The organism is Acetobacterium wieringae (assembly GCF_023700225.1).
Taxonomy (GTDB): domain Bacteria; phylum Bacillota; class Clostridia; order Eubacteriales; family Eubacteriaceae; genus Acetobacterium; species Acetobacterium wieringae.
Map to the genome: position 1 here is coordinate 2,446,056 of NZ_CP097897.1, position 20,184 is coordinate 2,466,239.

Consider the following 20,184-nt stretch of genomic DNA (forward strand, 5'->3'; position numbering starts at 1 on the left):
AATAGCATCGAACAATGATTGCTTTGGGTGCAGTTTCCACAAACAATTTCGTAACGTGTAGGCGAACAGTTCATCGAACTGTCCGCCGTACAGTGTAGAAATTGTTTCGTGCGAAACTGGGACCAAAGCTCACGGCACTTTCGCAAATGCTTACTTTGATCATAAGATAAACCCCGTACCGACAATTTGTCGGTACTGCAGTTAAGTGTCACCCTGCTATTTCTGATTTTTTCAGTTTGCTAATTCGGGTTTCCAGATCTTTCAATTTGATCAGCTCAATAAAGGCTTCAATCCGGATCCGCAGTTGTTCAATATCTTCTTCGTTGTAATCACTTTCTACCCGGATCACCGGGATGCCCAGTTTACCCAGCTCATCTTCCAGCGTCTGGTATTCAAAATCATAGACCAGACAGCCCCGGAGGACGTGATAAACCACCCCCTGAACCTGGTGGTCGGCAATCATCTGTTTGATCCGATAAATCCGCTGGCTGTTGTCAACAAAGGTCGGACAGGTACAGGGCCTCGTGTAGCGATTGGCCAGCGACCGCATCAAACCATCAAAGCTCTGATCCACCACGACGGTGGGGTCATAAAGCGAACGCTCCCCCATACAGGTCTCGTCGCCGACCAGAATGCCCCCGGTTTCTTCAATCAGCAAGGGGATTTTAATATTGGGGAAAATAACAGGTGATCCGGTGATCATAATCCGGGGTTGTTTATCTTTGCTGACGTAGTGCTTATCTTTTTTACGCCGGGCCAACTCCTGATTAAGGCGATGCAGCTGCTGACTCCACTGCTCCACCGGCAGATACGAAAAGGCATTCATCAGCGCCATGGCGTGGGTTCCTTTGATTAAGGCCGGGACATGTTTTTTAAACTCATTAAACTTTGACATCTGATACTGGGCAAAACCCATGGCATCAATGCTCTCTGCCAGGCTTTGGTAGCTAATCGTCTGGCCGGTGACCGCTTCCAGTTCGGGAATCAGCTGATAGAGTTCCTGAACGTACTGCTCCATATCGCGATCCTCACTTTTGGCGGTGGGCACATGGAGGGCGTAGGTCGGCACCCGCTGCTTTAACATGCCAGCCATTTTCTTTTTGCAGTCGCAGGTAATCGGCACCACCATCAGAGCACAATCATCATAAATGGGCATCACTTCCATGGCCTGAAAACCCATCACCGCTTTGATCAGCGGACAGGCGTCCCGGGGCACCAGGTCATCGCCGATGGCAAAGGCGGTATAGCTACCACTGCATAGTTTCACCGGCTGGGCCCCGACAGCGTAGATCAGCTCATCGGGAACCATCACACAATAGGTACCGACGATTTTGGTATCGGCCGGTTTTGCGACGTTTTTCAGATCCACATAGATGTCTTGCAGAACCTTGAAAAATGGCTCCATGGCGTCCGGGGCGCCGGGTAATTCGGCCAGCCGCCGCAGGTATTTGGCGGACACCTTGGTGGCTTTGTCGACAAAGCGCTGGCGTTGCCGTTCGGCCATGGTGGTCGGGGAGCTGCTGTTATGGGCGTTACGCTGGTTTTTAATGACGTGATTCATTTCTGGCTTATTTCTTTTATTATCAATTAGACTCATTTTTTTCTCTTTTCCTGATCAAGCGTTTTAAACGCTTTTCGTTTTTTTTATGACCCGACATAAAGGTCTTGCGGGAGGCTTTATAAAATCTCAGCCCGCCGAAGCTCATCGCCAAGGCCTTGTTTTCCGGACATTTGTCAATACATTCGCCGCACATAATACAGTCGGCGGTGGTGACATCACGCTTTTCCCGTTCGCTATAAATGGTTTTAATCCCCATCGGACAGGCTTCGTAACAGGCTCCACATTCGGTACAGGCCTGACAGTCTTTTTTGATGCGAAACAACGAGATCCGATGACCGAGACCGATCAGGTAACCCAACGGACAGATGTTGCAGAAGAAGCGGCGCTTGAAAAAGCTGCCAATGATCACCACAATCATGAAGAAGCCGCTTAAAAACAGTGACACCTTAAATCCCGCCAGGGCCGGTGAAACGGTGATGGCCGGGCAGATATTACAGAAGTTGCCGCCGACAAAACTGAGCCCCAGAAATAACAGCAGCAGCGTCCATTTGATCGGTTTTAAGCGGCTATAGAGTTTTTCATTGAAGGACAGGCCTTCAATTTTCAGACCCTGCCGGGTTTCATGGGTGAGATCCTGAATCAGCCCCATCGGGCACAGAAAACCGCAGATAAAGCGGCCCAGCACCACGATCGAGAGCAGCAGCGAGCCCAAAAAGATGCCGACTTCCGACCAGCTCATCCCTACCAGGGAATTTAAATGGGCCAGGGTATAACAGCTGCTGTCAATCAGCTGATCCTGATTGATGGGACAGGCAAAAATCGGCAGTTCGATATTGCCAAACCCCTGCCCCAGCCATTTGACCCCGTAGATCAGGGCGAAAAAGCTGAGGATCATGATCAGCCAGCGCATTGTCATAAAGCCGAATTTGCGCTGGCCCTTAACGGTGCCCCCGGGCTTCAGGCTGATCCGTTCGGCGGCAAAGCGGCCCATCACCGGATCATTGCGAACAATCCGCCGCCGCAGCCACAGGCACAACACAATGCCGATAACCGCGAGCAGCAGGATGATCAGCACCGGGGTGATGGCATAGCCGCTGTCGTCAGACCCGAACGCGTAAAAGACCAGGTTGCCGGCAAACAATGACAGCAGCATCAGCAGCCCGCAAATGGCAAGCACCGTCGGCGTAAAAATTTTTCTTAGTTTAAAATCGGTTTTTTTCATACGGCTCTTTTTTCCTCACGATAACGATGATGCGCCAGCATTTCCATAAAGGCTTCCATCCGAATTCTTAATTGCTCCACATCCTGGTACTGGTAGTCGGTTTCCAGCCGGAAGACCGGGATTGTGGCAGTTCCGAACAGCTGTTCAAAGCGTTCCAGTTCAAAATCATATTCAATCTGACCTTTCAACACATGGAAAACCACCCCGTCAATCCCACCCTGTTCCAGATGCCAGCAGGCACTCTGAAAAAGCATCTCATTTTGAGCATAGGCGGCTGAGCAGTCATAGCGGTAATGAGTTTCAATGATAGCGAAAAAGGGATCCCGCTTGCTGGCTTTGTGCTGGCTGCTGCTGGCGTATATTTTTTGAATACTGCTGTCCAGGGTGGCCCCGATCGTCAGGCCAATGTCGCCAATCAGAAAGGGAATCTTATAATTGGGCAAGACCACCGGTGAGCCCATCAATAAAACTTTGGGCTTGCTTGTGGCAGCCGCCGAGATCACCTGGCGGTTGGCCAGCAGTTCCAGATTCAGTTTGCGCAAATGGTTGCACCAGCCTTTTAAATCTGTGGTGTAATAATAAGAATTGAGTACCGCCATCCGCAATGCCCCGGAGATCAGACCGTCCTTTTGGCGACAGACCTGGATAAAATCGCGCATCAGTTTCCGGGCCGTTTCGACCAGCTGGGTGGCCTGGACGAGATTCTTTTTCGACAGCCGCCGACCGGTATGGTCCGCCAGTTTTTCGGCCAGTTGCTCCATCTGATCCCGCCATTTAAGCCCGGCCAGAGGGTCGCTTTTGTCCGGGGGAATATCCACGGTGACCACTTTTTTCCCGGCCGCCCGCAGCAGGTAGGCCATTTTGCGGCTGCTGTCACAGGTGATCGGGACGATGATCAGGGCGGCTGCGCCCAGATCGAAGTGATCATTAAGCAGAAATCCCAGCATCGAGCGGCTGACCGGATCGGTATCCCGGGGCACTAAATCGTCGGACCAGGCCACCGTCCCCAGACTGCCGCCGAGGATCCAAAAGGGTTTGGCCCCGGCGGCATAAATCAGTTCTTCGGGAATACTGCTGCCCAGCACAATCACCTGGGGCTGACGCTTTTTTATATTGTCCGCTTTAAAATAGCGATAGATCGTATTTAAAAAATAGCGCAGTTCCTCAATCTGGCTATTTTCATTGAACAAGGTTCTCAGAGTATCCATGTATTCACTTTCATAGCTGTTAAACGGTTGGTTTTTTTCGTAATTAACTGTCATTGTCTGACCTCCAAAGGCATTTGTATTTCAATGTTCATTTCATGTTGCTATTGTAATATAACCGTTTGTGGATGGTTTGAAGCTTATCTGAAGATTAGGTGAAGACCCTTAGTAATTCACCGATATTTTCTTACCAAAACCACTGTTTTCGATCCATATTCCTACGTCTCTAACCTTTTCTTTGCCACAATCAATTAAATGAATATAATATTGATTCTTGTTTAAAGTTAATGTAAAATAACATCAGTGACAAGATCGTTAATTTTGAGATCAATTTATGTCAACACGAGGCCGTTATGAAATCCACCAAAAAGATTTTTCTGCAATTGTTTTTGCTCCTCATTGTCGTTTCCTTGCTGGTATTTGTTCTCCATACCCTTTCTGGCAAAACATTAAAGACCATTGAGGCGCGAGCGGCCTACGATGTCAGCGCTGCCAACCGTGGCGACCTCCTGTTTAATGAATTTTATCAGACCTTTTCCACCGAGCAATCAACCGCTTTTCTGGAAAAATTAGGAAAAAGCACCACTCCCGAATCAGCCCAATGGTCGATGGAACAGCTTGGCTCCCCGGACTACCCGGTAAGTGCTTATATTATTGAATATGTGACAATTAATCATGCCGGTGAAAAGATCCCCTGCTCCGGGGTTGTTCTGATTCCCGAAAAAAACGCGTCATCACCGATGCCGCTGCTTATTTATCAGCATGCCACGATCATGACCAATGGTACCGCCCCCAGTATCAGCATTCAAAAAGCTTCCGGAGAATCCAATACGCTGGCCGGAGCCTTTGCCAGTGACGGCTATGTGGTAGCCATTTCTGATTATGTCGGGACCGGCCAACCCAATTGCCTGAGCTATCCCAGCGAATATTTATACGCCGACAGTGAAGCCGCCAACGGCGTGGACATCCTGATTGCCACCGGTCATTTACTGGATCAGCTGCAATTGTCCACCAACGGTCAACTCTTTTTGTCGGGCTATTCAGAAGGCGGTCAGGCCGTATCAGCCCTGGCTAAGTTAATTCAAAACGATTATCCACAGTATCCAGTTACTGCGGCCGTATTTATGGAAGGGCCTTATAATATGAATGCCGCCATGAATAATTTTCTGGACACCCCCGGGGGTGTCGTTATGGACGGCCGACCGGGTGGTAGCCTGGTTTGTGCCAAAGCAGTTTATGCCTATCAGCAAATTTATGACTGGGGCGCTATGGATACTATTTTTAATAAACCCTATGATACCCGAGTGGAAAAAAACTTTTCCAACCCCACCACCCCGCTGATTGTCCTAGCTGCCAATTATCCCAAAGCGACTGACAACATGTTTACCGCATCTTTCCTGGCCAGTGCCAAAGACGGTACAGTCGCTGCAGACATTGCCGCAAATAATACCGATGACTGGGTACCACAAATGCCGGTTACCTTTCTGACCTCATCCGAGGATGGTTTAATCCCGGCTTCAGTAACCGAAAACGCCTATCAAAAAATGCTGGCTGCCGGGGGGAATGTAAAAATGAGCTATACCCAGTATCCCCTCAATCATTTACAAAACTATATGCAGGCCATTGCTCAGTCAAAAACGATCTTTGACAGTTATGTGAACGCCGCCAATTAAAGCAAAAACAGGACGGCTGAAATAAGGCCGATCCACCAACCATTAAAATGCACAAAGGAAGGGACTATTAAATAGCACCTTCCTTTGTTTAATTATTTTATTACCAACACCGTTAAACTATAAATCATTTCCGTTCAGAACAAAAGTAATCACTAATCTATTAGCAAGTTACCTTTTGGTAATCAACGATCGAACTTACTTCCAGGTTATTCTTAAACAAAAAAATCCCAGGTATCCGTTGCGATTGACCAATTACCTGAGATTCTTATTTTTCTATAAAAACGACAGCTGCCTATCTACATAAGACACCTGTTTGGCTGCTTTAATCATATCCCCAGCCATGGCATTACCGATTAAAAAAGGGGATTTGGGATCGTGGTTGGCCATGTTGTGTTTGACGGTTTGGTCATCGTGATTGGCGTAGCAGTAGCGGCAGCCATGACCGCAGCTATTGTAAACGCCAATATCGCTGCCCAGCAGACAATCACAACCTTCCCGGCTGGTGTAGCGGTTTTTGGGCACCTTCAGGTTGATGCCAATGGCTCGTTCCAGAACGGTCCGGGTCATGCAACCCGAGCAGTCCACCCCGTAGGGTGCCAGATCGGCTCCTTCACAGCAAGTACGCAGGATCATCCCGTTTTGACTGGCAATGGTCGCAAAGTCCTGACCGATTGCAGCCCGTTCAACGGTCGTTACCGCCCTAACACCCCTAAAATTACGCCGGGTCTTTTGGTAGAGATCGATAAAGCTGATAACACAATGATCGGTATAGCTTTTAAGACTACTGGCCATCCGCTCAAAACTATCCCGATGGAAATCCAGCGAATATTTTTCCGAGATAAAAATCGGATCATAGCGCCAGCCCACCGCCTCGATTCCCACCGCCTCGGACAACCGCTTAAAGGCCTCAATGACCTGCGCCTTGTCTGGTACATGAGGTTCGGTGTCCCGGCCATAGGGGGTGATGGTGACAAACCAGAACTGTTTGAAGTCAGAGATTTCTGACCATCGGTTTAGCATCGGGGCAGGATTTTTGGTGCAGAAGGCCAGGCAGTCCACCACCTCCGGTGTCAACCGATACTGGATCACCTGCTGGGGATAGTAGGGATTGCGGACCAGCACAAAACCGGCCCGGATGCGGTTATAAAACCATTCACTGTAGAATGCCGGGATGTCAGTACGGTTACCGGTGTTTAGAATCATCAGAACTCCTTTCTTAAATTATGAGTCGCTTTTAGATTTTTTAGCTTTACCAGGAATCCCCAATGAACAGGGCACCCCACACATGCATTTGCCACAGGCATCACCGCTGCCGATGGGATACTCCGGCACGATTTTATCATAGATCTGTTCATTGCAGCGATAACGGTCAAAAGCCACCTTCCCCTCGGCCAGCGTAAAGGCCTGGTTGACGCATTTTTTCAGACATTTTTGGCATGACACATTGATCTTATAAAGGCATAATTCTTCTGCTGTTCGCAGCGTCGACGTCAGTTCCAGATCGGTGATGACGCTGCCCAGCCGGCCGCAGCAGCCCCGCTCTGTAATCAGCATGTTGTGGAGACCGAATTTTCCGATCCCGGCAATATAGGCGACACTGCGATGGGACCAGTCACTGATTAATTTTTCGCCATCATAATTGTAGGTTGACGGCAATAATGAGGCGTGATAGCCCATTGACACAATGGTATCGTGTAAAAACCGGTTTAAATCATTGATCAGTTGATTGGTTTCAATGCAGGCGTAATCCCATTCTTGCGAGCTTTCCTCGCCAGCAATGTTGCTCGCCACAACGCTTTTGGAAAAAGGCAGAAAGAATACCAACACTGCTCTGGCCCCGGGTAGAAGCTCACCGGGCAGAGCGTGGTTGGGACCGATGATCTCCTTTAGTCTGGGAAATAAGGGATCAGCAAGCAGCGGCCACACCAATCACCGGCTCCCGCCAGGTGGTACGGGTCTGTTTCTTTTCCTGATAGTTCTTAACGTAGTCGGTAATCAAAGCCACAAATTTTTTATTCATCATCTCAAAGTCCTCAATTTCTCCCCATTTTCGCTTGTGTCCTGATCTGCTTAATCTACCCCTTATTTCACCACAAAAAATTATCTTTGTAAACTGACAAAAAATAAAACAACCGGAGAAAATTCTCCAGCTGTTTTATTTTATCAGCGGTTATTATTTACCGGCGTTGATCCGATCAATTTCTGCAGTAATAGCTTCATAAACACCGGGATAGACGCTGCCCGGCCCCCCCTGTGTGATGCAGGGAATGTAATAGTGTTTGCCGCAACGGGCGACAGCCTTGCGGACTTCGGCGCCAACGCTTTCCTGGGTCCAGTTTTCATCATCAATCAGGGAGTTATCAATATCGCCCATGAAGGAGATCTGGCCACCGTATTGTTTAATCAGTTCCGGAACATTGTTGTTAGAAATACAGCCTTGCCAGATATCAATGCCCATTTCAATCATGTGGGGCACTAGATTGGCGGCATAGGAATCGCTATGATGAACCACCAGTTCGACGCCGTTGGCTTTATAAAAACCGTAGATTTTTTTGTAAGCTGGAACAATAAACTCCGCAAACATATCAGGAGCCATAAACGAATTCAGCGAGCTACCCCAGTCGTCGTGATGGAAAAGACAATCCGGTTTGTAATATTTGATCAGTTCAGCGGCATAGCGCAGTTCGTAATCGACGATGTAGTCGATCAGGGCATGCATTTCTTCCGGTTCTTCATAGAAGCCCATCAAACAATCTTCCATCCCCATTAAATGATGGCATTGTTCAAAGACGCCGGGAGCGACAAAGACCGTGGCAAACACTTCGTTGCGATCAATCGCTTCGACGGCTGGTAAAAAGGGTGCCCAAGCTTCGGCTGGCAGATCGGTTTTCGGCGCTTTAACGACATCCCGCCATTTTGTGATATCCTGGAGAACCTTGTGCTCCTTATCGTGTAAAGGAAAGGCTCCGGGAGTGCCAGCTGGCCAAGCGAAGGTGATACCCCAGGCATTTTTGACCGGTTCGCCGCCAGGCATCGGAAAACCGCCTTGAGCCGTAATCGGATCCCCCATGATCATTCCATAAATGGCATCAGTACAGACAAAGGCCTCGTATTGATTGACAAAGCGGTCAGGATTTCCACCTTTAATCGTTTCCAGTAGGTTCTGTCGTTTCGTTAGCATAAAATCATTTCCTCCTAAAAATTAGTAACGATACACAAGTTAAATGCGTGTATATTTGTAAAATCAATTATATCACCAGTTTCTTCCGAATACAAGCATTACTTAACCGGTTAAATTTTTATTTTTGACGACGTTATCATCGGCAATCTGAAGGTATTCTGAAAATCCTCATATCATCAGCGGTTTCCTGATGATATGAGGCCTTATCTTCGCATTCTGTTATTTTAAATATAATTAAGAAAATCTTCAATCTTTCTTGAATAACCTAAGCTGGCTTTTTTAAGCATCGGCGCTACTTTCCACAATGTTGCTATTTTTTTCGATGACCTCGTGGATGAATACCATCACCAGGTCCGGATCGAACTGGCTGCCGGCATGGCGTTGCAGCTCGGCAATGGCTTCCCGCTCCGCCATTGCCGGACGGTAGGAGCGGTTCTGGGTCATCGCATCGTAGGCATCGACAATCGCCAGAATCCGTGCCAGCAAGGGGATTTCCACGCCTTTGAGGCCCTGGGGATAGCCGTTGCCATCCCAGCGCTCATGATGACAGAGAATATATTCGGCAATCTTGCGCAGTTCCGGCACGGTCTGGGCGATCCGATAGCCGACCTCGGGATGTTTTTTGATTTCGGCCCATTCTGCCTCAGTCAGCGGGGTATTTTTTTTAAGTAGCTTGCTGTCGATGCTAATTTTACCGATATCGTGAAGGGTGGCCACCAGTTCCAGCGCCACTAACTCCTCCTGATCCAGCCCCAGCACCCGGCCCAGTTGCTTGGCCAGATCGGCCATCCGCTCGGCGTGGGCTTCGGTTTCGTTGCTTTTTTCAAACAACGTGGTTTTAATTGACGCCATCACTGCGGAATGAAAGCTCTTATATTCCAGCAGTTTTTTGCGGTACATCGACTCCTCAGCTAGTTTAAATACTTTTTCCAAGGATTCATGGGCGCTGGTTTTGGTCGCAAAGCCCAGCGAGATGCTGGTGATAATCAGTTCATTGTCCAGCTTGTAGCCAGCTTCACAGGCACTTTTGAGCTTTTCAACCAGGGCCCCGGCTTCGCTATAACTGGTCTGCGGCAGCAGCATCACAAACTCATCGCCGCCGGTGCGGACCAGCACATCCTGGGGCCGGGCACAGTCGGCCATGATCCTGGCAATGCTGATCAACAGTTTGTCCCCTTCGCTGTGGCCAAAGGCATCGTTGATCAGTTTGAGGCCGTTGATATCGCCGATGATCAGCGACAGCGGCAGATAGTCGCAGTGATCCAACCGCTGCCGTTCGGCTTCGTAATAGCTGCGGTTATGGAGCCCGGTGAGGGCATCGTGCTGACCAAGATAAAGGATCTCGGCTTCATGTTGCTTGCGCTCGGTAATATCCCGACTGATCCCGATCAGCCCCAGGTTCTGGCCGTCATGGTCGTAGTAAGGAGTTTTCAGGGTTTCCAGATAGACTTGGCGGCCATCGGGATAGGTGACCATTTCTTCGTTGCGGCGGGACTTTTTTCGCGCAACATGATCTCATCCATGGTTCGAAACAGGGTCGCCGTGTCGGAATCAAAGAGATCAAAGTCGGTATAGCCGACCAATTCATCGACGGTTTTACCGGCAAATGCTTCAAAAGCTTTGTTGCAACCTAAATAAACGCTTTGCTGATCCTTATAAAAAACCAGATCCGGGATCGAGTCCAACAGTGAGCGCAGCAGTGATTCTTTTTTCTGGAATTCATAGTAGAGGTTTTTATAGTTTTCCCGGCTTTGCCGCAGATTGTCGTCTGCGGCCTGGTTTTTGAGGCCCTGGAGCATCACCAAACATAGCAGCAGCGTCCCTAGTGGATAAATAATCAGCACCGGCAGGGTGATCGCCTGGAGCACCGCCGAAACCTGGGCGTTGGGTAGCGTCAGCATGTCGGCCAGCATGACGAGATGAACCAGCAGGCCAAACAGGTATAGCTCGGGCCAGACATGAGCGGATTTTTTAACGATCTTAGGGAGCCGGTAACGATGCCAGAGTAGCCCGATTGCTGCGGAGGTTGCCGTCACCAGCACCCCGGTCAGAGCGCCGCCGCCGCCTAAATAAAGGCGGTAAAGCGAGACCAGCAGAGCCGCAATGACCGTCGGCAGATAGCCCAGAAACAGTCCGGAAACGCTGATCAGAATCGAACGGGTATCAAAGATAATGCCGTTGGCAAAGCTGACGGTATTGATCATCAAGAGAATCCCCACCCCACCAAGAAACAGTCCAAGAACTGCCTCTGGCCACTTTTTGCGGCGGTCGATGCCGATAAAAAAGAGATTGTATACAATGCTGATGGACAACAGTAACGCGGTATTGAGCAACAGATCTTTGATCAGCTGGGATGACATGATTTCACCTCATTTCTGGCTTGCGCTGTTTGGGTTATGATGGGTTGATATCTGATATTTGGTTGTTATTATACCCGTTTTTGATCGTTTTATCTACGGCTCTTATTAACCGGGCTGATCATACCATGACTTCCACCAGGAAAGCGGGCCCAAACCAGGTTCATCGGATTTGATATAAATCATTTCCGCTTTTTGCAGTTGTCAGATTTGCGCCTGATTGGGCTGCTGACACAGCCCGCCGCAGGCAAGTGCAAGTTTAGAGTTCAAATTCCTCAAGATCATCCGGCACCAGCAGGTTACCGCCGAAAAACGGCACCCCCTCAGCCGTGTACAAGGCTTTGCGCCGGGCCAAATTGCGGTCTTCAGTATGATAGAGCAGCAGGTTGGCCACGGCCAACCGAGCTCCGATTTCGCAGGCATCCTTAACCGTAGTATGGGCCTTTTCATAAGGTTTGAAGCGCTCCCGTTCGGCATAGAGACAGAAGGCCTCATGAAGCAACCAGTCAGTCCCAAAGGCGTACGGGTACTCGTGTTCATGATAGGGTTCGTCACCCAGAAAGGTCAGCCGCCCCGACGACAGCGTCATCGCAAAACCGAATTGCTTGGCTTTGTCGGACTGGATATCAAAAAAAGTCACCTTGTTGCCGAGAATTTTCTTCGTCTGTTTGTCCTTGACCACTTTAAATACGACCCGATCACCAATCAGCTTGACAAATTTCTCCGGCAGCGTCAGTCTGACGATCGTCAGCGCCGTTTTCTTCAACTCGGCATGACAGTAAATCGTCATCTGGCCCTGATAGCGACCACTGCGGATCTCAGCAATGATCATCCGGATCAGCCAGATCAGCCCTAATAGATGATCAGTGTGGCCATGACTGATAAAGACCTCATGGATCTGGGTACGGCTGATATTGGCCCGCTCCAGTTGGGTCAATATGCCGTTACCGCCACCAGCATCGACCAGAAAATAGTCCTCGCCCTTTTCGATTGCAAAGCAGGTATTATAGCACCGGGTCACCGCCGCATTGCCGGTCCCGAGAATAATTAAGCGTTCGTTCATGTTGTTCCTCCCTTTTTGACAGTGTTCATTAGCCACTACGCCACAGGATTCACTATACCACGATCAACTGCAAAGATCAATCTAGGGTGCAACTCATGGCCGAATAAAAAGGCGCAAACTTCTCAGTTCTTAATCGTTACTTATTAACTTATAACAAATTATTAAAAACCGTTCTTAATCAAATTCATTAATTTGAAATTTTTTCAAATTAATGAAAGACCAATCTCTTTAACAAATTAATGTCCTACTTTAACAAAGCATCTTTAATCTAGTCGCATCAATATCGCTCTTGGCCTATTTCCTGTTTTTATTTGGATAACTTCATTTGCAATGTATTGATTGCCCACAGAGGCAAATTAAGCAACCATTCTTCCTGCTTGTAATCCGTCATTGCAGTACGAATTGATATTTGGGGACTGAATTTTTCATGATAGGTTCTCAAGCTTTTAGCTTTCAAATTAGTTTCAGCCTTGACCTCAATGGGAAACACATTGCTTCCATTATGAACTAGAAAATCAATTTCAGCACTTCCTCGATCATTTGTCCAGTAATAGGTTTCAATACCCTCTAGCGTCTTTAACTGCTGGAGCACATATTGCTCTGTCAAAGCGCCTTTAAACTCTTTGAAAAGATCATTCCCATCAAGGAGAACTGCTTGATTCAGCCTAACCATACAGAATAGTAAACCAACATCCAGAATAAAGAGTTTGAATGCCTTCAAATCTTCATAGGCCTTTAATGGCAGACCCGGTGTTGTTACCCGTTGCACTTTGTGAACAAGACCGCAATCATTCAACCAAAGCATGGCCATTTCATAATCTTTCGCCCGAGAGCCTTCCTTTCTCAGTCCGTAGATAAACTTCTTGTTTTCCTTGGTGAGCTGGGACGGAATATTATTCCATAGCATCCGAATACGTGGGATCACTTCATTTGGCGCATGCTTCGAAAAATCCTGTTCATAGGCGGTAAGGATTCGCTTCTGTATCTCTCTTGCCTCATTAAAATCCTGATTATCAGCAAAAATATATATTACGACGAATATGTGTTAAAATTTTACATTTTTTTCGACGAATAATCGTCGGTGGTGCAACAATTTGAAAAACGATTTTGCATATCCGCCTTCTATATCGGTTAAAATGTAAAAAATCCCATCCACAAGAAACTTGCGAATGGGATAACACTGCGATTTATGGCGTGCCCTGAGGGATTCGAACCCCCGACCTTCCGGTTCGTAGCCGAACGCTCTATCCAGCTGAGCCAAGGGCACGCATATCGTGACCTAGGATACTTCCGTTGGCCACGAAAGTTATTATAGCACATTCAAATCAAGAATAAAAGTCTTTTTTTATAAAATTGTATATTTTTTTCACGAATCGTGGTGATGCTTATTTTCGTAGTGTTCCCGTTCTTCTAAAATCTCCGCTTCAGTTTTTCGGCGAGGCATAAACCGCTTGGCAAACTTCCCTTTGCTGCGGTTTTTAATATAAAAATACCCGATGATTGAAAAGGTCATCGCTCCGATAAAATTGACAAACAAGTCGTTCATGGTATCATACAAGCCAATATCGATATAGCCTCCATAATGCCAAGGTATCCCATTGACAACCATGCTCTCGATCGGCATCACCACTGCCACATTCTTTCCTTCAGGATTAAAAAACACTGAACTGATCACCGTCAAGACCTTATCCTTCTGCATGTCAGTTTGAAAAAACAGATCCATTCCAAATTCAAAAAACTCCCAGACTACACCCACTGTCATCGAAAAACAAAAGGCTACCAGGGCCACAAAAGCCGGTGATAGCGAAAAAGTTACTTTTTCGTTACGGTTAAGGATGTCAATCATTGAAAAACCGATGGCTGCACAAAGAAAGCCGTTGATTGTGTGAAGCATATCGTCCCAGCGATCAAAGATCAAATAATACTCATTGATTTCCCCAAGAATCTCGGCCCCAAAAATAAATAACAGTACAATAATCTCCAAGGTTCCGGGCAGCACAATATTGAGTCGCTTGTTGAGAAAGTTGGGAATCATAAAGAGAATCAGCGTCAGTACACAAAGAAAGACATTGTTATAATTGCGATTGAAAATCTCAGCGATTAAGACCATCACCACCAAAATCCGCAGCGAAATATAAACAAAAGCCTTGATTTTATTTTCTCTGGCTTCTTCCCAAAAATCCTGGAGATGCTCAAGTAACCACGTTATTTTATCAATTTTCGTTTTTGTCATCGCATTTTCTTCCAGTTTCATAATGATTGTATTATTATACCATCATTATCAGGCGGTTTACAATTATAATCACTTCACTTATAATGACTATATTCAGCAAATTAAACCAAGGAGTTTTCCGCCATGAAATTTTACCTTTGTATTGACGACACCGACAACCTCGATTCCATCGGTACCGGAACCATCGCCGAGCAGATTCAGGAAAAAATTATCCGCCAGGGCTATGGGCCCTGTTCCCTGGTGACCCGACACCAGCTTTATATACATGAGGATATACCCTACACCTCCCATAACAGCTCGATGTGTTTTTACGGCGAAGCCCCAGATGACGCTCTAGCCACCATCATCGATCTGGCTGCCAAACATCTCGATACCGTTGCTGCAGTGGGTTCCGACCCTGGTCTATGCGTGCTAGCTTATGACGACAGCTGTCATTATGACGAATTGATGGAGTTTGGTGTCCAGGCCAAGCAGACAATTCTAACTAAAGATGACGCAATGGCCTGTGCCCGTAACCACCATCTCCATCTGTCCGAACACGGCGGTACCGGCCAGGGTATTATCGGCGCCCTGGCCGGAGTTGGATTGCGATTATTCGGCTGTGACGGAGAAATCAAAGGAGCTCTCAAAAATGCCGTAATCAACCAAAGCTACACAGTTGCGGATCTCAAAAACCTCCCCGAAGTCGAACAGGTTCTCGATCTGACCAGTAAGGAACCACTGGCCGATACGACCCTGATCCGCCTGGGCAATCGCTCTAAAACAGTACTTTACCGCCACCATTATGTACTTTTTGTCCGTCAGGACAAAAATAATCAGTACGTTACAATACCCAAAGCCGAAATCCGCCAACTGGGAGAGCACTTCTATGTCTGATCAACATCAACTTCCGATGGAAGCCTGGAAACAGGCACAAACCTTGGCAATAAACTGCCCTGAATTTAAGCCCGATGTGGAAGAAGAATGGTTGGCCGAGGAAACCATTTCCTGTTATAATTGCCGCTATCGGCGCTTTGTCGGAGCGGGAATCCGTTGTATGAAATCTTTATTTTATTTTTAGGAGGAAAACATGAAACCAAAAAACTTTACAAAAACAGTCCTATCCTTATTGTTAATCGGCCTGTTGGCCTTTGGATGCTGCGGCAGCGTTATGGCAGCTGGCGGTAATGGCTCCGGTGGTGGCAGTGGCGATGGTTCCGGTGGTGGCAGCGGGTCTGCAAGTGAAACCACCACGGCACCAGGCAGCGGCGACGGCACTGGCGGTGGTAGTACCGAACCGCTGACTATCGTCACTGTCACCCCGGCTGACAAATCCACCGAAATTGCTATTGATACACCGATCAAACTGGAATTCAGTAAAAACGTCGCCTATGCCACCGTCCGGGATGCCAACCTCAAAGCTGTCAGCCTCTGGGCCGGAGATCAGCCGGTGGCAGCCGAAATCACCATGGCCGATGACCAATTGGAACCGGATCTTAGAAACTTCATCAACATCGTTCCCAGCGAACAGCTTAAAGAGGGCACCGTTTATACTATCAAGGTTGACACCACCCTAAGTTCCAAAAGCGGCGATGTTCTGACAGCTCCCATCACTTTAACCTTTACCACCGCCGGAACAAACGAAGCTGCCAACCAAGCTACTTCTGAAACAGCAAATAGCGGTTCCGGTCTAAATACCACCGGGATCATCATTGGTCTGATGGCGATTGCAATTGTCGTGGGAATCGTCATCGTCCGACGTAAAAAAGCCTAAATGTCACCGCAAAAAAAACACTTGTCACCATCATCCTGATTCTCCTACCACTGTTCTTTTTCTTTGGCACCCTTTGCATCGGCCGTTACTATGTATCTTTAAACGATGTCCTGACAACCCTGTGGCAGGGGCTCACCGGCACCCGTCGTGGTGTCAGCGCTGAAACTGCTACGGTGATTCTACAGATTCGTTTTCCTCGGGCCTTTCAGGGTGCCATGGTGGGGGCGGCTCTGGGCGCCAGCGGGGCCGCCTTTCAGAGCCTCTTTCGCAATCCTCTGGTTTCCAGTGGTATTCTCGGGGTTTCGGCCGGGGCTGGCTTCGGAGCTGCTTTGGCGATTGTGCTGTTCAACTCGATTTTTTTAACACCCTTGTTTGCCTTCGGCTTTGGAATTCTGGCGGTAATTCTCAGCTACTTTGCCGGGAAAATCGACAACACTTCCACTACCATCACCCTAGTACTGGGTGGCACCATTATTCAATCGATTTTTTCGGCGCTGATCTCACTGCTCAAATACCTGGCCGATACCGCTACCCAACTGCCAGCGATCACCTTCTGGTTGATGGGCAGTCTGGCCTCCACTAAAACTGCCGATGTCTTCCTGGCCCTCTTCCCAATGGCTCTGGGGATGGCTGGCATGCTGATCTTACGCTACCGCCTCAATGTCCTGTCAATGGGTGATCGTGAAGCTCGTACCCTGGGGATCAATGTGCCAGCCAATAAAGCTGCTATTATCGCCTTTGCCACCCTGGCCACCGCCGGAGCCGTCTGCGTCAGCGGCATCGTCGGCTGGATCGGGCTAATTATTCCCCATGTGGGTCGGATGCTGGTGGGCAATGACAACAAGTGGCTGGTACCGGCTAGCATGTCGCTGGGAGCCTGTTTTGTTATTTTCTGCGACACTCTCTGCCGCAGCTTAACCGGCGGCGAAATCCCGCTGGGAATTGTCACTGCTCTGATTGGCGGTCCCTTTTTTATTTATCTGCTAAAAAAAACCAAAGGAAGGAGCTGGTAAGAATCGTGTTGCGTTTAAACAACCTGAGTTTTGGCTACACCCCCAAACGGCTGATTTTTGAGAATATCAGCTTTGTGGTTCAGCCCGGAGAAGTCTTCTGTGTGATCGGCCCTAATGGCTGTGGCAAAACCACTCTGATTGACAGTATCCTAGGGATCAATCAGCCGCAACAAGGAACCATTGAAGTCGGTGGCACCCGTCTTACCCAGTTGAAACCTCGGGAATTTGCCCAGAATATTGCTTATGTCCCCCAGAGTCACACCAAAACCTTTCCTTATACAGTGCTGGACATTGTGGTAATGGGCCGCACCGCCGCCACCCGAGGCTTTGGTGCACCGGACAGTAACCAGCGGCAACGAGCTCGAGAAAGCCTTGACCAAGTGGGTCTCAAAGGTTTTGAGGAACGGCTTTACACCGAACTCAGCGGCGGCGAACTGCAGCTGGTGCTGATTGCCCGGGCCCTGACCCAGGACGCCCGCATCATGGTGCTGGACGAACCCACTGCTCACCTCGATTTTCGTCATGAGCTGATGGTAATGGAAATCATTACCTGGCTGGTCAAGGAACGGGGTCTAACCATTATCATGGCTACCCACTTTCTCAACCAGGCCTTTTATCTGGAAAATGCATCGGTCCCCACCCGGGTGGCGTTGATGAACGAGGGTAGAATCGAAGCCATTGGCCCCCCATCGACTGTGATTACCAGCGATAATCTCAAAGACGTCTTTAAAATCATTGCCACCACTGGTACCACCGATGAGGCCGGAATTCATCGGAAATTTATTGTGCCACTAAAAAACATCCGCTGACTGACTTAACTGATTTATCTAGAAAGGATCATTCCATGCTCAAAAGAAATTACTTTCTGTTTGGCACCCTGCTACTCGTCGGATTACTGCTAAGCACCCTGACCGGCTGCCAGATCCAGAACCAAGCCACAACGGTACCAACCAAAACAATTGTCGATTGTCTAAATCGGGAAGTAGAAATTCCGGCAGATCCCCAGCGGGTTGCCTGTCTCTACGCCTCCACCGCTCACATCATGACGATGCTGGGCCAGGAAGCTAAGATCGTCGGCATTCCCAACGGCATCAAGCGGGATGTACTGATGTCCTATAAACGGCCGGATATTGGTTCGGTATCGGTTCCCTTTAACGACGGTGCCATCAATATTGAAGAACTCCTGGCCACCAACACCGACCTGGTACTGCTGCGCAAAAGCACCGCCGAAAATGCCGGGGAAATCGAAAAACTCGATAAGGCCGGAATTCCCTGGGTTGTCATTGACTATGCCAGCCTGGATGATCTCCAAAAGGCCATCGCCGTAACCGGCACCGTTTTTAATCAGGAACAGCGGGCCGCCGATTACAATGCCGCCCTCCAGCAAACTCTGACGCTGATTTCCGAGCGGGTCAGCAGTCTGCCGGAATCTGCCCGCCCCCGGGTTTACCATGCTGTCAACGAGGCCGCCCGAACCGACCTGGCTGGCGATCTCTGTAGCCAGATCACTGATGCCGCCGGGATTATCAATGTTTCAACTCAGGGCGGTAGTCTGATCACTGATGCCGAAAAAACGATGACTACTCTGGAACAGATCTACAGTTGGGATCCCGATGCCATCATTGCCAATGACATCATTGCCATCAACTATATGCTAAGCGATCCCAAATGGTCGGGCTTAAGAGCCGTGGCCGAGCAACGAGTCACCACCCTGCCGGTCGGTGTCACCCGCTGGGGCCACCCTGGTTCGATGGAACCCCATATGGCGGCGTTATTTATCGCTATGACCTTTTATCCGGAGCTGTTTGCCGATGTCGATCTGACCCAGACCGTCAAAGACCACTATCAGCAATGGTTTGAACTTACACTGACTGATGCCGATGTGGCCACTATCTTATCCGGTGAAGGGATGCGACTGGCAAAATAGCTAAGTCATGCCAATATCAAAAAAGGAATCCTGGCTGCATCAAAGCAGCTGGGATTCCTTTTTTAGTTTCGGCAGGCTTTAGTTTCGGCAGGCAGCAACAAAAGCCTGCAGTATTCTCAACGTATTTTCATCATCCCGCCATAAAAACTCAGGGTGCCATTGTACTGCCAGACCGAAAGCGAGACCCTCGATTTCCACCGCCTCCACCAGGCCATCCCTGCTAAACGCCGCGGCGGTCAGTTGGGGTGCTAAGCGGGCAATCGCCTGATGATGCATACTATTGACCCGGATCATTTCCATTCCTATGATTTCATACAGCCGGGATTTTTTATTGACCATAACCTCATGAACTGGAAATTCATAATTGTTTTGTTGAAAATGCTGAATCGGCAATTCCCGGTTGACCTGCTTATTGATATCCTGGTAGAGTGTTCCTCCTAATGCAACGTTAAATAATTGAAGTCCCCGACAGACCCCGAAAACCGGCTTATCCCGATCCATCACTGCCCGTAACAGTCGTAATTCCAAATGATCACGGGGTGGATAGATTTCATTGCAGTATTTTAGCAAAACTTCGCCATAGTGCTGCGGATCCACATCCTGGCCTCCGCTGAAAACAAAGCCATCCAATCGCTCGGCAATCGCTTCAATGTCCTCGTCGTGATTCAAAATTGACAAAATCACCGGGATTCCACCGGCGGCAATTATCCCCTCGGGATATCCCGGGTACATCCAGATGCTCTTTTTATTGCTGTCATATAAAGGTAAAATCCCAATTAAAGGTTTTTTTGTGCACACATTTTCGTTTCCTCGTTTCTTACGCCTGGTTAAAGCTAGGGTAAAATGAAAATTATAACCCGTACCGATAACCTCAACCATTGATATTATTTTAAACGAAAAGCATCATAATCACAAGGAAAGTTTGATTCTTAGACATAATTGTGACCAAAGTGTGATTGCTATTGTACCAAAAGTGTTATAAAATATACTTAACTT

The 20,184-nt window shown here is 48.3% G+C and carries 18 protein-coding genes, 1 tRNA gene and 1 pseudogene; 7 read left to right on the forward strand and 13 right to left on the reverse strand.

Annotated features, from left to right (window positions below):
- Positions 1-208: 208 nt before the first annotated feature.
- From CHL1_RS11885 to CHL1_RS11895, 3 genes are read right to left on the reverse strand one after another with little or no spacing between them, the layout of a single operon-like run.
- Positions 209-1,597, reverse strand: a complete 1,389-nt coding sequence (locus CHL1_RS11885; protein WP_250933081.1) for a 2-hydroxyacyl-CoA dehydratase subunit D — start codon at positions 1,595-1,597, stop codon at positions 209-211.
- On the reverse strand, positions 1,584-2,783 hold the full coding sequence (locus tag CHL1_RS11890) for a 4Fe-4S binding protein (RefSeq protein WP_250933083.1): 1,200 nt from the start codon (positions 2,781-2,783) through the stop codon (positions 1,584-1,586). The genes CHL1_RS11885 and CHL1_RS11890 overlap by 14 nt, the downstream gene beginning before the upstream one ends.
- Positions 2,780-4,045 (reverse strand): 2-hydroxyacyl-CoA dehydratase subunit D, encoded by a 1,266-nt coding sequence (locus CHL1_RS11895; protein ID WP_250933085.1) that lies wholly within the window; start codon positions 4,043-4,045, stop codon positions 2,780-2,782. Before CHL1_RS11895 ends, CHL1_RS11890 begins: the two co-directional genes overlap by 4 nt.
- A gap of 296 nt (positions 4,046-4,341) precedes the next feature.
- Between CHL1_RS11895 and CHL1_RS11900 the strand changes: the two genes are divergently transcribed.
- A complete protein-coding gene (locus tag CHL1_RS11900) occupies positions 4,342-5,661 on the forward strand; it encodes an alpha/beta hydrolase (protein ID WP_070372362.1) in 1,320 nt (439 codons plus the stop codon).
- A 273-nt stretch (positions 5,662-5,934) separates the two neighbouring features.
- On the opposite strand, the gene CHL1_RS11905 is transcribed toward CHL1_RS11900, so the two are convergent.
- The 9 genes and pseudogenes from CHL1_RS11905 to CHL1_RS11945 form a co-directional block, all read right to left on the reverse strand.
- A complete protein-coding gene (locus CHL1_RS11905; protein ID WP_148636296.1) occupies positions 5,935-6,864 on the reverse strand; it encodes a DUF1848 domain-containing protein in 930 nt (309 codons plus the stop codon).
- A gap of 18 nt (positions 6,865-6,882) precedes the next feature.
- Positions 6,883-7,587 carry an epoxyqueuosine reductase gene (locus CHL1_RS11910; RefSeq protein WP_250933087.1) on the reverse strand — a complete coding sequence of 235 codons (705 nt, stop codon included), beginning with the start codon at positions 7,585-7,587 and terminating at the stop codon, positions 6,883-6,885.
- A 247-nt stretch (positions 7,588-7,834) separates the two neighbouring features.
- Positions 7,835-8,842 (reverse strand): uroporphyrinogen decarboxylase family protein, encoded by a 1,008-nt coding sequence (locus CHL1_RS11915; protein WP_070372364.1) that lies wholly within the window; start codon positions 8,840-8,842, stop codon positions 7,835-7,837.
- A 279-nt stretch (positions 8,843-9,121) separates the two neighbouring features.
- A complete protein-coding gene (locus tag CHL1_RS18535) occupies positions 9,122-9,673 on the reverse strand; it encodes an HD-GYP domain-containing protein (protein ID WP_276520499.1) in 552 nt (183 codons plus the stop codon).
- 23 nt (positions 9,674-9,696) lie between these two features.
- Positions 9,697-11,202: pseudogene (locus CHL1_RS18540) on the reverse strand (sensor domain-containing diguanylate cyclase); the annotation flags it as partial.
- A gap of 256 nt (positions 11,203-11,458) precedes the next feature.
- On the reverse strand, positions 11,459-12,262 hold the full coding sequence (locus CHL1_RS11930; RefSeq protein ID WP_250933089.1) for an MBL fold metallo-hydrolase: 804 nt from the start codon (positions 12,260-12,262) through the stop codon (positions 11,459-11,461).
- 307 nt (positions 12,263-12,569) lie between these two features.
- A complete protein-coding gene (locus CHL1_RS11935; protein ID WP_420840470.1) occupies positions 12,570-13,169 on the reverse strand; it encodes a DUF4143 domain-containing protein in 600 nt (199 codons plus the stop codon).
- A 283-nt stretch (positions 13,170-13,452) separates the two neighbouring features.
- Positions 13,453-13,529, reverse strand: a tRNA-Arg gene (locus CHL1_RS11940).
- Positions 13,530-13,628: 99 nt separating this feature from the next.
- Positions 13,629-14,495, reverse strand: coding sequence for a DUF2238 domain-containing protein (locus CHL1_RS11945; protein ID WP_228883012.1), 867 nt, complete (start codon positions 14,493-14,495; stop codon positions 13,629-13,631).
- Positions 14,496-14,618: 123 nt separating this feature from the next.
- On the opposite strand from CHL1_RS11945, the gene CHL1_RS11950 reads away from it, so the two are divergent.
- From CHL1_RS11950 to CHL1_RS11975, 6 genes are read left to right on the forward strand one after another with little or no spacing between them, the layout of a single operon-like run.
- Complete coding sequence (locus tag CHL1_RS11950; protein WP_250933091.1) at positions 14,619-15,371, forward strand: hypothetical protein; 753 nt, start codon at positions 14,619-14,621, stop codon at positions 15,369-15,371.
- Complete coding sequence (locus tag CHL1_RS11955; protein ID WP_148636290.1) at positions 15,364-15,555, forward strand: hypothetical protein; 192 nt, start codon at positions 15,364-15,366, stop codon at positions 15,553-15,555. Before CHL1_RS11950 ends, CHL1_RS11955 begins: the two co-directional genes overlap by 8 nt.
- Before the next feature lie 9 nt (positions 15,556-15,564).
- Positions 15,565-16,248 carry an Ig-like domain-containing domain gene (locus tag CHL1_RS11960; RefSeq protein ID WP_250933093.1) on the forward strand — a complete coding sequence of 228 codons (684 nt, stop codon included), beginning with the start codon at positions 15,565-15,567 and terminating at the stop codon, positions 16,246-16,248.
- Between the two features lie 50 nt (positions 16,249-16,298).
- Positions 16,299-17,261, forward strand: coding sequence for a FecCD family ABC transporter permease (locus tag CHL1_RS11965; protein WP_250936285.1), 963 nt, complete (start codon positions 16,299-16,301; stop codon positions 17,259-17,261).
- Between the two features lie 5 nt (positions 17,262-17,266).
- Positions 17,267-18,070, forward strand: a complete 804-nt coding sequence (locus tag CHL1_RS11970) for an ABC transporter ATP-binding protein (RefSeq protein ID WP_207648663.1) — start codon at positions 17,267-17,269, stop codon at positions 18,068-18,070.
- Between the two features lie 35 nt (positions 18,071-18,105).
- Entirely contained in the window at positions 18,106-19,188 is a 1,083-nt protein-coding gene (locus CHL1_RS11975; protein WP_250933094.1) for an ABC transporter substrate-binding protein, read from the forward strand.
- A 78-nt stretch (positions 19,189-19,266) separates the two neighbouring features.
- On the opposite strand, the gene CHL1_RS11980 is transcribed toward CHL1_RS11975, so the two are convergent.
- A complete protein-coding gene (locus CHL1_RS11980; RefSeq protein ID WP_276520382.1) occupies positions 19,267-19,986 on the reverse strand; it encodes a gamma-glutamyl-gamma-aminobutyrate hydrolase family protein in 720 nt (239 codons plus the stop codon).
- Positions 19,987-20,184 lie beyond the last annotated feature (198 nt).